12 protein-coding genes are annotated in these 13,101 nt (G+C 33.4%); 7 read left to right on the top strand and 5 right to left on the bottom strand.

Annotated elements, in window-relative coordinates; translation table 11 throughout:
* Positions 1–88 precede the first annotated feature (88 nt).
* The gene (locus OXQ85_RS03745; protein WP_267402470.1) at positions 89–574 is read right to left on the bottom strand and encodes a hypothetical protein; all 486 of its coding nucleotides are present in this window, start codon (positions 572–574) and stop codon (positions 89–91) included.
* A gap of 233 nt (positions 575–807) precedes the next feature.
* On the opposite strand from OXQ85_RS03745, the gene OXQ85_RS03750 reads away from it, so the two are divergent.
* The gene (locus tag OXQ85_RS03750; RefSeq protein WP_267402471.1) at positions 808–1,935 is read left to right on the top strand and encodes an alpha/beta hydrolase-fold protein; all 1,128 of its coding nucleotides are present in this window, start codon (positions 808–810) and stop codon (positions 1,933–1,935) included.
* 62 nt (positions 1,936–1,997) lie between these two features.
* Here the strand turns inward: OXQ85_RS03750 and OXQ85_RS03755 are convergent, their stop codons facing one another.
* Positions 1,998–3,101 (bottom strand): acyltransferase, encoded by a 1,104-nt coding sequence (locus OXQ85_RS03755; RefSeq protein WP_267402472.1) that lies wholly within the window; start codon positions 3,099–3,101, stop codon positions 1,998–2,000.
* A 182-nt stretch (positions 3,102–3,283) separates the two neighbouring features.
* Here OXQ85_RS03755 and OXQ85_RS03760 point away from each other — a divergent pair, with 182 nt between their 5' ends.
* The gene (locus tag OXQ85_RS03760; protein ID WP_267402473.1) at positions 3,284–4,345 is read left to right on the top strand and encodes a histidine kinase; all 1,062 of its coding nucleotides are present in this window, start codon (positions 3,284–3,286) and stop codon (positions 4,343–4,345) included.
* Complete coding sequence (locus OXQ85_RS03765; protein WP_267402474.1) at positions 4,335–5,036, top strand: response regulator transcription factor; 702 nt, start codon at positions 4,335–4,337, stop codon at positions 5,034–5,036. The genes OXQ85_RS03760 and OXQ85_RS03765 overlap by 11 nt, the downstream gene beginning before the upstream one ends.
* 3 nt (positions 5,037–5,039) lie before the next feature.
* Here the strand turns inward: OXQ85_RS03765 and OXQ85_RS03770 are convergent, their stop codons facing one another.
* Together OXQ85_RS03770 and OXQ85_RS03775 are read right to left on the bottom strand one after the other, a co-directional pair.
* The gene (locus tag OXQ85_RS03770) at positions 5,040–5,720 is read right to left on the bottom strand and encodes a response regulator transcription factor (protein ID WP_267402475.1); all 681 of its coding nucleotides are present in this window, start codon (positions 5,718–5,720) and stop codon (positions 5,040–5,042) included.
* A 16-nt stretch (positions 5,721–5,736) separates the two neighbouring features.
* Positions 5,737–6,981, bottom strand: coding sequence for a HAMP domain-containing sensor histidine kinase (locus OXQ85_RS03775; RefSeq protein ID WP_267402476.1), 1,245 nt, complete (start codon positions 6,979–6,981; stop codon positions 5,737–5,739).
* A gap of 157 nt (positions 6,982–7,138) precedes the next feature.
* Between OXQ85_RS03775 and OXQ85_RS03780 the strand changes: the two genes are divergently transcribed.
* The 3 genes from OXQ85_RS03780 (at position 7,139) to OXQ85_RS03790 (ending at position 11,813) form a co-directional block, all read left to right on the top strand.
* Positions 7,139–7,543, top strand: coding sequence for a DUF1573 domain-containing protein (locus tag OXQ85_RS03780; protein WP_267402477.1), 405 nt, complete (start codon positions 7,139–7,141; stop codon positions 7,541–7,543).
* A 333-nt stretch (positions 7,544–7,876) separates the two neighbouring features.
* On the top strand, positions 7,877–10,135 hold the full coding sequence (locus OXQ85_RS03785; protein WP_267402478.1) for a TonB-dependent siderophore receptor: 2,259 nt from the start codon (positions 7,877–7,879) through the stop codon (positions 10,133–10,135).
* 358 nt (positions 10,136–10,493) lie between these two features.
* Positions 10,494–11,813 carry an aspartate kinase gene (locus OXQ85_RS03790; RefSeq protein ID WP_267402479.1) on the top strand — a complete coding sequence of 440 codons (1,320 nt, stop codon included), beginning with the start codon at positions 10,494–10,496 and terminating at the stop codon, positions 11,811–11,813.
* A gap of 481 nt (positions 11,814–12,294) precedes the next feature.
* Here OXQ85_RS03790 and OXQ85_RS03795 read toward each other — a convergent pair whose 3' ends face one another.
* Entirely contained in the window at positions 12,295–12,675 is a 381-nt protein-coding gene (locus OXQ85_RS03795) for a transcriptional repressor (protein WP_267402480.1), read from the bottom strand.
* A gap of 87 nt (positions 12,676–12,762) precedes the next feature.
* Here OXQ85_RS03795 and OXQ85_RS03800 point away from each other — a divergent pair, with 87 nt between their 5' ends.
* The gene (locus OXQ85_RS03800; protein WP_267402481.1) at positions 12,763–13,101 is read left to right on the top strand and encodes a MerC domain-containing protein; all 339 of its coding nucleotides are present in this window, start codon (positions 12,763–12,765) and stop codon (positions 13,099–13,101) included.

The following is a 13,101-nucleotide window of genomic DNA, read 5'->3' on the forward strand; positions in this document are numbered from 1 at the left end:
ATTAAAATGATAACTTACTTTCAACGTTCCATGTTTTTATATGCACATAGAACGTTAAAAATAAGCTATTTTATCCTGTTGAAACTAACTATTTTTTAGGCTTCAACGTGAAGTTATCTACATAAACTGCCTGATGTACACCATTCAGAAGAACTTTAAGCCCCAAATGAGTATCTTTTTTTAATGTAACGTTAAATACTTTCTTATCTCCCGTAATTTTTGCTGCTTTAGCAATAGAAATATACGATTTTGTATCAGCTGCGTTCGCTATAGAAAACAATTCTAAAGATGTTTCTCCTCCGTTATCTGACGCGTCTAAGCTTAATGTATACGTTCCTGCTTTGATTTTTGGAGTTATCAGATACATATTTTCACCAGGATTGGTCATCGAGTAAAATATGATCTTTTTATCACTGGCATACAGCATCGCTTTTCCTGCTTGAGCCGTCCAACATTTGTTGATGTCTTTCCAGGTATCGAAATTTTCCGTTAGCGTATTTACCGTTTTACACTGCGCATTGGCTGTTAGAAATCCTCCAAAAGTCACGATTCCTGCAAGTATGATTTTTTTCATGAATTATTTATATATTATCAGGTAAAATTACTTAAAAAAGAGAATGAGAGAAAACGAATAGCCGCGTTTTTTGCATTTTAAATATGATATTTACACAATATTTTCGATTAAAATAATCCATTGATTTTTATTGAATCAAAACGAAGGAATAAATTTTATGTACATTTGATTAATGAATTATTATAATTGATCTTTTTAGGATTGATTAATTTTTTCGTTTTAAATTTAAATTCATGCAAAATTTTAAAATACTGACTTCCATTCTTTGCTTTTATTCAGCAACATTATTTTCTCAATACACAACTTCTGTAACGGCGACAAAAGGGAAAGACTTTCCAAGAATTGATGTAAAAGGAAATGCTGAATTTAAGGCATATTTTCCTGATGCAAAATCTGTTGTTTTAGAAGGCGGAGACGGAATGAAAAACGTACAGTCTTCCGTTACAAAAGACAAAGACGGATTTTGGAATGTTTCCACTTCGCCTATTGATGTGGGTTTTCATTATTATTGGTTTAATGTGGATGGAAAACGCACCAATGATCCGAACACGCAACTTTATTTCGGATACGGGCAACCTACAAGTGGTATTGAAATTCCTTCGGGAGAAGATTTTTTCTTTGCAAAGAATGTTAAGCAAGGGAAAATTGTTGATGATCAGTTAGATTCAAAAATAACTTTAGGAAAAAGAAATTTTAAAGTCTATCTCCCTTCAAATTACGGAAAGAAAAAACTGCCAGTTTTGTATCTTTATCACGGAACTGGAGAAGATATTACGGGTTGGGAAAAGCAAGGCTATATCTTGAATGTTTTGGATAATCTTTTTGCTGAAAATAAAGCGAAAGAAATGATTGTCGTGATGGATTACGGTGTGGCATTGAATCCGGAACAGGAAAAATGGCCTGATAATTCTGAGCGTACGGTGCTTTCTGCTAAAAATTTAGATAAAATCGTCATGCAGGAATTGATTCCTTATATCGAAAATAAATACTCCACAAACAGTAAAAAAGCTATTGCCGGACTTTCACGCGGAAGTTTTCAGGCAATGCTGATTGGTGTAAATCATCCTGAAGTATTCTCCGCGATTGGTTCTTTCAGTCCTGTGATTTACGGTGGAGACCAAAATCAGCCTTTTAAAGAACTTTCTATCAATAATTTATTAAAATCAAAGCAAAAACCAATATTTTTCATGGGAATTGGCGAAAAAGAAGAGGCTAGATTTTTAGATTTTAATAAAACAATTGCCAATTATCTTGATCAAAATAAATACCCTTACACTCAATATCAATCACCGCAAACCTATCATGAATGGCTGACGTGGAGAAGATGTCTGTATCAGTTTGCACAGTTGATTTTTAGATAAATGGAGATTATCAAATTCTTATTTTTAAGTTAATAGAGTTTAAGGAATGCATTGAAATTCATTTATTTTTTAATAATCAGTCTGTTTTTTATTCTGGCTGAAGGTTTTTCAATAATAAATCGATAAAAAAAGCTTACCAAAATGCAGGCAGAAAAGCAGATTATCAATGTTACATTATCTGAAATATCTATTTCTTCTTTTTCTAAAAATAGCTGAACCAGATGAATAATTCCTTTATGGGAAAGATAAAGTGAATAGGAAAGTATGGCGAGCTGAGAAGTGAAATAAGTGCTTTTTCTGCTTAAAAAAGAGGATTTCGAAATCGCTCCGAGTAATAGAATTCCATAACTGACGGCTACAAAAGTAAATCCTACAACAGACGCTTTTTCTGAATATTGATCTTTGCAAAACCATAAAGAAAAGATCAAAGCGAAAAATCCCGATGCTACAAGAATATTTCCGTTTTTATTGATAATTGATTTAAATTTTAAAGAAAACTGATAAAAATATCCAATTAAAACTCCAATTGCTAATCCGTCAAATCGGGTATAAGTCGGATAATAAATTTTCATATACCATTCCTTCCAGAAATCAGAAGTTTCAAGACTGGGAATGATATATTCATTCCACGAAAAATATCGCAATAAAATTGATATGATGACTAAAGAAGGAATTCCGAAACACAGATAGTGAACACGTTTGAATTTAACGAAAAACAGAAGCGAAACGGGAAGTAAAAGATAAAACTGTTCCTCGATGCATAGCGACCAGGCATGAGAAAAAGTTCCTTTTTCGATCACATTCAACCCATAATTTTGTGTAAAAGTGATGAATTCCCAAAACGAGGGCAGCGCTTCTCTTTCTCTGAAAATGGGAAAACAGAAATACAATATCAACGTAAAAACATACGGCGGAATAATCCTGAAAAAACGTTTGGTGAAAAATGTTTTCAGATCAATATTATGTTGTGTTTTTATTTCTTCGAATAATTGGTTGGAAATCAGAAAACCACTCAATACAAAGAATAAATCGACGCCCGTCCAGCCCACCCAGCCAATTGTATCGATCCAATCAGGATGCTTGAACATTCTGTAATGATATAAAAATACCAGAATAATAGCCAGTGCGCGCAGATGATCGAGTCCGTAGAATTTGTTTTTATCCATTATTTTTTACACGAAATTCCGGCTATTTTAAATTGAAAGATATAAAATGATGTGGAAAGTTCTGTTTTGAATGCGGAGACTCATTATTTTCATATAAATTCCAAAAAGGGTTATTTACATTCAGTTTTCGGTATTTTAAATACATTTTGCATGAATGAAATTTTTAATTTCTATTTTTGAATATGGTGAATCAAACATCGAAGAAGAAAATAAAAAAAGAATTGGTTTATCAGGCGATATTTTGGATATCGTTGCTGATTTTTGGTCTTGCCCGAAATTACGGTGAACATGAACAGCCTAATTTTAAAGAATTATTTTATTATGACCTCTGTCACTGGATTTTTCAAATCATCGGGGCTAATTTTATCTATTTTGTGCTGATCAGGAAATATTTTGATAGCAGGAAATATCTACATTTTTCATTATTGTTTTTGATAAGTATTTATCTATTAGGGGTCTTCAACCGGATTTTCATTGTTTATTTGGCAGAACCTTTTTTTGTAAAATATCCGCAAGACGATTTTATTTCGATCTTTACAGATGTGAAATATTTACTTTTCCATTATATTTTGCCCATTCTTTCAGGCTCGTTTATTTTTATTTCAATACAATACATTTTACGGTATCAGAATGAAAAACAAAACACAGCTCAGCTTCAGAAAGAAAAATCAGAATTGGAACTGAATGCACTAAAATCTCAGTTAAACCCTCATTTTCTGTTCAATACGCTTAATAATATTTACACTTTATCGATTCTCGAACCTTCGAAAACATCACAATCTATCGAAAGATTATCGGATATTTTGGATTACACATTGTATAAAGGGCAAAAAAAAATTGTAGCCATCACTGATGAAATGAAGATCATTCGTGATTATATTGAACTTGAGAAACTGCGGTATGATGAACGACTGAAAATCAGTTTATACGAAGAACTGAATTTTCCAGGCTGTATTCCGCCTTTACTGTATCTTTCTTTGGTTGAAAATGCTTTTAAGCATGGCGCTGAAAAGATAAGCGGAGCAATTGAAATCAAGATTTCGATAACAATAGAAGCAGATATTACTATTTTTAAAGTTGAAAATTCAAAATTTCTGAAACAAGAGCAAGAAAAAACAGGAATTGGCTTGAAAAATGTGAAGAAGCAACTCGAATTGTATTATAAAAACAACTATTCTTTAGCCATCAACGAAAAAGAAGATAAATTTAGCATTGAAATTATAACGCCAAACAATGAAGATTAAATGTATTATTATAGACGATGAGCCGCTGGCGGTCAAATTGCTTGAAAATCATATTTCCAAGATCGACGATCTTCAACTTGTGGCGACCGGAAGTAATGCAATGGAAGCCTATAAAATCCTGCAAACTCATGACGTTGATTTGATGTTTTTAGATATTCAGATGCCCAATTTAAACGGAATAGAGTTTTTAAAATCATTGAAAAATAAGCCTCAAACAATATTCACCACAGCGTTTCGCGATTATGCTTTAGATGGTTTTGAATTAGAAGCTGTTGATTATTTGCTAAAGCCAATTACGTTTCAGCGATTTTTCCAATCGGTTGATCGGGTTCTCAGAAATAAGGCAAAAGATTATGAAGAAGATTTTGTTATTGTTAAAGTGAATGGTTTTAACCAAAAAATAAAACTTAGCGAAATTACTTATTTTGAAAGTCAGGGCAATGATATTAAAATTATCTTGAATGATGAATATTTTCTGGCTTCAAAAATAGCCATTACAGAATTGGCTGATCGTTTAAAAAGTAAAGGTTTTGTGAGAATTCATCGTTCATTTATCATCAATTCCAAACGGGTAACTGCTGTTAATAATCATGAAGTTTTATTAGGACAGTTTACGATTCCCGTTGGGAAAAGTTATAAAAATGAATTTGATGATTTTGTGAAAACTTTTTTTGAAAAACGTTTGTTTTAAAGATTAAACCTCAGAAAATCGAAAACCGATCCCATGCAGATTTTCAATCAGCACATTTTCTTCATTGGCAAATACCTTTCTTAATCTCGAAATAAAAACATCCAGACTTCTGCCCATAAAATAATCGTCATCACCCCAAATCGCTTTCAAAATATCCTGTCTTTTGAGCACGGTATTTTTATTTTTTATAAAATACAGAAGAAGATCAGATTCTCGTTGAGTCAACGTTATGGTATTTTCCTGATCTTTTAAGGTATAATTTTTAGGATCAAAATCGTATTTTGAAACTTTATAAGTGGAAGGAAAAGATTCCGTTTTTTTTGATCTTTTGAGAAAAACTTCAATTTTTAAAACCAGTTCTTCAATGCTGAACGGTTTCACGATATAATCATCAGCACCAATTTTCAGGCCTTTTATCCGGTCTTCCTTCAATGTTTTTGCCGAAATAAAAATAATGGGAACTTCAGAATCTTTACTTCGGATCTGTTTAGCGACTTCAAAACCGTTGATTTCAGGCATCATAATATCCAATAGACAAATGTCGAAATCTTGTTTTTCAAAGGCTTCTAGAGCAGATTTTCCGTTCGAGTAATGATTGATTTCGTAATAATTTTCTAAGCTGTCCTGAATCAAAAAAGCAATAGTTTGATCATCTTCGGCATATAAAATTTTAGATTTTTCCATGAGTTGTGCATTAAAATTAAGACGGGAAAAATAGAGTAGTGGTAATTCCCTGCTCGCTGTTGTTTTCAACAGAAATTTTCCATTGATGTTGCTGAACAATTTTTTTGACATAAAATAATCCCAATCCAAAACCATTTACCTCATCACTTTTCTTCGTTTTTACGCGGTAAAATTTATCAAAAATATAAGGGAGATTTTTTGCAGGAATTCCCATTCCGTTGTCTTTAAACTTTAAATATAAGCCTTTTGAGTCTTTTATTAAAGAAATTCTGATTTCAGGTTTGGTTTCACAATATTTAATGGAGTTTTCCAGAATATTACAGATGATATTGTTAAAGTGAAATTCATCTGCCTGAATCGAAATATTTTCAGGAATATCAATAATAATCGTGGTATTTTCATTTTTTTGCTGAATATTTTCGGCAATGTCTTGAATGAAAGGAAATAATACAATTTTTTGAGGCTTTAAGGATAATCCGGAAGCATCATTTTTCGCAATATTTAATATTTTTTCAATATGATTATTCAGTTTAAAACTTTGATTGATAATAATGGAAGTATAGGTCTGAAGCTTCGGATTTTCTTTTACAGATTCATGTTTATTCAGCGCTTCTGAAGCCAAAAGAATGGATGATAAAGGCGTTTTGAATTCATGCGTCATATTATTAATAAAATCCCTTTGCAATTCCGAAAATTTCTTTTGTTGAATGATCGTATAAATGGAATAAACATAGACAATTAAGATAATAATCAACGCGAAAGTCAGCAAATACCAAAATCGTAATGAACTGATTAAATACGTCGTTTTATCCGGAAAACTGATCGAAAAATAGTAAACCAAATCTTTATGTTTCGGAAATTTAATCTCCTTATTTTTTGGATTTTTTTGATTGGGAGAAACGTATTTTCCATAAATCATACGGTCGCTTCTGCAATTATATAAAGCGTAAACGTAATTGGTATTTATTTGAAAACGAGTGAATTCTGTTTTAAGATAATATTCTAAAACCGTCGGATGAATTTCATTATTCACATTCACCAAATAATAATCGTTGGAAATATTCTGCACCGGATTTTCTGTGAATGTTCCCTCACCAGACAGTTTTTCAACCACTTCCATCAAAGCGATATTCACCTTTTGATTGAACTTCTGATTCTCGATATTATAAGCCTGTTTCGTCCATAAAAGCTGCGCAATCAAAATTCCGACAATCGCCAGAAGTCCGAGAGTGATGATGATGTTGAGCCTTTTTATTTCCATTTCTGAGGCAATATTATTTAAAAAAATCTATTAATCCCGAGCATTAACAACTCGTTAACAAATGTTTGAAATCGTTTAACAATTTATGTCGAAGTTCGGCTTTACATTTGCTACAACAAGAAAAAACAATCGGTTTCAATAATTAAAATTTACACTTATGAAAAATTTAAAAATCACAGCATTGTTGGCTGTTTTAGCATTTTCTCCGTTTTATGCTAACGTAATTTCTGAAACGCCATCTTTTGCAAAGGTAATTGCTGATGCGATTAAATGGAACAAAGAATCGATCGATGTTGGAAATATTCCTCAAGGTAAACCAAAGTTGATTCGTTTTGAATTCACCAATACAACTTCAAAACCCATTATTATTCAAAATGTTGCGCCATCTTGCGGATGTACAACGGCAGATTACACCAAAACTCCAATTCAACCTGGAAAAAAAGGATTTGTAGAAGCGAGTTACAATGCAGCAGCAACGGGAGCGTTTATGAAAACAGTAAACGTTACAACAAGCGAGAGTAAAACTCCAAAAACTCTTTCTTTCAAAGGAGTGGTGATCTAATCTAAATTTTTAAATATTTACAGTTACAAGTTCAGGCTATCTCATTGAGGTAGCCTATTTTTTTGTTTCAATAAAAGAATAGTATGTTAAATTTTTATTTACCCTTTTAAAATGATGAATTAGTATTCAATTAATCTAAAATTTCAGTTTTACCCCTACAAAAATTCATATAAGTCAAAATAATTAAAATTTAAACAAGATTTAATTTTTATTTAATCTAAATAAATTTTATTTTTGCGCCATATCTCAAATATTAGTGAAGATATTTAATCATAATCTGTAATAATACAGTTTAATCTTCTTAAACATTAAAAAAACTTCGACTTAATTAATATGAATAAGACAGGTATTCTGGTGAGTGCTTTATGTGGCTTGATTTCGTTAAACGTTTCAGCACAAAATACCACACAAAATAATTCTGAACCGACCAAAGACACCATTTCAACCCGACAAAAAACAATAGAAACTGTAGAAATTACAGGCCGTAGAGAACGTGGCTATAAAAACAGCAACACGTTCAGCGGCACAAAAACGAATACGGATTTGATGGATATTCCACAATCCATTAATTATGTTACGAAGGAAACGCTGGATGATCAGGCGGCTTTTAAGACAAGTGATGCGGTGAAGAATATCAGCGGGGTCAATCAGGCTTCCTATAATAATAATGATTTTGTGTTGAGAGGTTTCAGGGCTTCCAATACTTTGGTGAACGGACAAAGGATTTCTACAAGAGGCTGGGCGCAGAATCTTACGCCTTATGTGGAAAGAATTGAAGTTATCAAAGGGCCTGCATCTGCTTTATTTGCAAATACAGATCCCGGAGGAACGATTAATACGGTCACTAAAAAGCCATTGAAGGAAAATAGAAATTCAATTAATTTTTCAACGGGAAGTTTTAAAACAGTTCGAATTACAGGCGATTTCACAGGAGCCATGAACGAAAAAAAGAGTTTGTTGTATCGTTTGAATCTTGCATATCAGGACACCGAATCTTTCCGTATTCTTCAGGATCAGAAAGCATTGGTGATTGCACCTTCGTTTTCTTTTATTCCGAATGAAAAAACAAGTGTAAATTTTGATTTTGTCTATCAAAATACCAACGGAAGATTAGACCGTGGACAGCCTATTTTCGGAGCAACTCAGGGAACTGATCTGTATTCTGTGCCGATTTCATTTGCCATCGGAAAACGAAACGATTATCAGAAAGAAGCGAATATTTTCACCACCATTTCATTGCAGCATAAATTTAACGATCATATCTCTTTCAATGCTTCCTATCTGCGATCGATGTATGATGAAGATCTTTTGGAACACCGTACATCAAACAGTTTTGCAGTAGATGTTAACGGAAATGAAATTCCTACATTAATGGGAATGCAGACGATCAGAAGGCTTCGTAAAAATTACATCGATAATATTTCTGCCTATTTTACTTTTGACTATAAAACGGGAGAAGTTACCCATAAAACGTTGGTGGGTTACGATCATATTCAGGAGACGTTTCCGGAAGGAAATTCTACCTATAATGCTTCGGGATTTTTATCGGCAGACGGAAAATCGGTTATTTCGAAATACGATCCGGCTCACCCTGAAAAATACATGATTGCCAACGGAATGCCTGTTCCGAATGTTCCCTATTTTAATTTAGCAAATCCGGATTATTCTATTTCTGAAATTTCAAATTATATCAATGTGAGCCGCGCAGAAACGCCTTCCCGATATTTTTTACATGGGGTGTATATTCAGCAGCAGATTTCATGGCGAAAATGGAAAGCTTTATTAGGGATGAGACAGGAGTTTTATACCGATGTTCAGGGCTTTACAACGAATAATGAAAAAAATATTCAGCAAAAAGCATTTACTCCAAGAATCGGAATTGTTTTTGAACCGACACAACAAATCAGTTTGTATGGAACGTATAACCAAGGGTATCAACCGCAAAGTGCAGGAACAATCGGTAGTCCGGAAACTTTTGGAGGTCCTTTTGATCCTTTAAAAAGCAAAATGGTGGAAGTGGGAGCTAAGTTTGAATTTTTCCGCAAAATGCTTTCTGTGACCACAGCCGCTTATTATATCGAACAGAATAATATTTTAATTAATGCACTCGATCCGTCAAATCCTGATTTGTTGAGACAGGTTGGTCAGCAACAGGCAAAAGGAATAGAACTTGATATTAACGGGAGAATTCTTCCGAATTTAAGCATGACGGCAGCATTTTCTTATAATCTGGCAAAAATTACAGAAAGTGATAATCCTGCAGAAATCGGAAGCATTATGCCAAATGCGCCTAAAAATCAAGGAAATGTCTGGATAAAATATAACTTTAAAAACGACACGGCTTTAAAAGGAATTGGGATTGCAGCAGGAGCCAACTACGCAAGCAAAAGATTTACCAACGAAACGATTCTTGAATTACCAGCATACACCGTTGCCAATGCAGGAATATATTATAATTTCGATAATTTCAGAATGGCTTTGAATGTCAACAATGTCTTTGATAAAATATATTGGGTGGGTGGTTTCAGCTATTCGAGATTATTTCCAGGAGCACCTCGTAATTATATGGTTTCGGTAGGGTATACTTTTTAATGATTGATTGTTGATGGTTTTTAGTTGCTTGTTACGAATTTAAATAAACAAATAATATTCGAGCCCTGAAAGGGCGAGTTACGTCAGAATAGGACGCCAGTCCTATTTAACACAGGCAACAAAAAGCAAAATATCAAAAAAATCATCAAAAATTAAAATTATTCCAATCAAATGACTATATTTGCCCAGCAAAAAAAGAAAATGATAGTATCTAACTTAAAAAAGGCAAAGAAACAGTACTTACGTCAAACGTCGTGAGTCATCTTCCTTTGGTTAGAATCGAAATAAATCAGGAGCTTGTCATCACGACAGGCTCCTTTTTTTTGTTTGAAATTTAAATTAATATTATAATCTATTTATGAAAGTATTGAAATTTGGGGGAACTTCAGTGGGAAGTCCGGAGAGAATTGAACAGCTATTGCCAATTATTAAATCTCAGGCGGCAGATAAACATTTGGTGGTTTTATCAGCAGTTTCCGGCACTACAAATGATTTGGTAACCTTATCTGAACTCTATGCAAGCAAAGACATCGAAGGTGCTTACAAACATATTGATGTGTTGTATGAAAAGTACAAAGTTTTTGTTAATCAGTTATTTAAAACAGAAGAAGGACTTTCGGAAGCTTTAGTTTTTATTGAAAAAATATTTGATCTTTTTTATCAGTTTAAAAATAAAAACTTCACTTCAGATGCAGAACGAATTATCTTAGCTCAGGGCGAAATCATTTCCACGACCTTATTTCATTTACATTTAAAAGAAATCGAAATTCCTTCAACTTTATTATCGGCACTCGATTTTATGTTGGTGGATGAAGAACACGAACCGAACGTAGATTTCATCAGAGAAAATGCTAACCTTGAAATGGCAAAATATCCTGAAGAAACGCTATTTATCACGCAAGGATATATTTGCAGAAACGCTCAGGGCGAGATCGATAACCTAAGAAGAGGAGGTTCAGATTACACGGCTTCATTGCTTGGCGCAGCTTTGCAGGTTGAAGAAATTCAGATCTGGACAGATATTGATGGTTTCCACAACAACGATCCGCGTTATGTTCCTAATACAAAACCAATTGCGCAACTGAATTTTGACGAAGCTGCCGAATTATCATATTTCGGAGCAAAAATCCTTCACCCGCAAAGTGTTTTCCCGGCAAGAAAATACAATGTACCTGTGAGATTACTGGATACAATGAATCTAAGTGCTTCCGGAACATTGATTTCTGGTGAAACAACCAACCAAAATCAAATCGTGGCTATCGCTGCAAAAGACGGAATTACGGCAATTCGTATTCAATCTTCGCGAATGTTGATGGCTTATGGATTTTTGAGAAAAGTTTTTGAAGTTTTCGAACGTTTCAAAACGCCCATCGATATGATTACGACTTCCGAAGTTGCGGTTTCATTAACGATCGATCAAACCGAATATCTTTCCGAAATCATCAAAGAATTAGAAGTGTTCTCGGCTGTTGAGATCGATGGCGAACAGTCTATCATCTGTATCGTTGGGGATTTCAGAGAAAATAATCACGGGCATGCAACTATTGTTTCCGAAGCGGTGAAGCATGTTCCGATCAGGATGATTTCTTACGGCGGAAGCGAAAATAATATCTCATTATTGGTTCCGTCCACTCATAAAATTGAAACATTAAGATCGTTACACAACAGATTATTCTAAAATAAAATATTGAAAAGAGATTGTTCTAATATGAATGATCTCTTTTTTGTTTGAAGCTTTTTAACAACGTCGAATTATTTTAAGGAGCAATTTCCCGCTATCCACTCATACTCCTCACGCCAAGCTCTCCAAAGCTCAAACCCTAAAACTCTCCAACCCAATTCCGGGGTAACCGTTGCTATCGGGGCTAGGGTAGTAATCATCTCATCAGCTCTAGTACAATATTCTCAAAATTTGTCATTCTGGAAGAATCTAAGCCATAATTTTCCTAATACTATGTTGAGAGATGACAAACTTTATGGTAAAGTTTCAATTAGGAAATTTTAAACAAATACATATTTAAAAATCAAGTAATTATCTGCAATTGATCATAATTAAAAAACTTTGCGAGCTTTTACAAGTGAAACGCCTTTATGTACTTTAAAAAACGTTCAGTAGCCAAAAAAACTTTGTGAACTTTGCGTTCAAATTAACTTAAATATCACTTACATTTTGGGCAAATCCCACTCACAATAAAATTATAATCTTCAACAACAAATTCTTTCGGAATATCAATCTTCGGAACTACATTTTCAATACACGTCACCGAATTACACTTTTTACAATTAAAATGCAGATGATTATGATTGTGATGATCTCTTTGGCAATCGTGGCATTTAGCATAATTTACAACGCCGTCAATATTTATAATTTTATGAATTTTTCCTTCCTCTTCAAGACGATCCAACACACGATAAATTGTAACTCTATTGCATAAATTCGATAATTTCTCCTGAATATTATGATGCGATAAAGCTGTCTCAGAGTCATTAATTAAATTCAATATTTCGGTTTTTGCCTGGGTATTTCTGGTTTGCTTCATAACTTTAATGCAACAAAGTTGCGATATAAAAATATTCTGTTTACTTTTGCAACAAAGTTACAATAAGAAAATTAAATCATCTATTTTATGAAGTCAAAAATTTTGGATGCAGTAGGGGTGTCAGCAGCGGTTTTATGTTTGATTCATTGCATTGTCTTTCCTTTATTAATGGTTATTCCGTTTGGGTTGTCGCATAATCCGTATATCGATCTCGCTTTCCTTTTCATTGGAGCAGTCGTTGTTTGGCGAACCACGCGACAGATCAAATCAACTCGTTTAAAAGGTTTATTCTGGTTCTCAATTATCTTAATTTCCATTTCGGTTTTTGCTGATTTGATCTTTGAAGTTCACCTTCCTTTAATCTACATCGGAGCTGCCGGATTGATTTTGGCACACATCATCAACTTTAGAAATCACAAACATTAA

The sequence above is a fragment of the Chryseobacterium sp. GM_Chr_2 genome (genome assembly GCF_026540445.1).
Classification (GTDB): Bacteria; Bacteroidota; Bacteroidia; order Flavobacteriales; family Weeksellaceae; genus Chryseobacterium.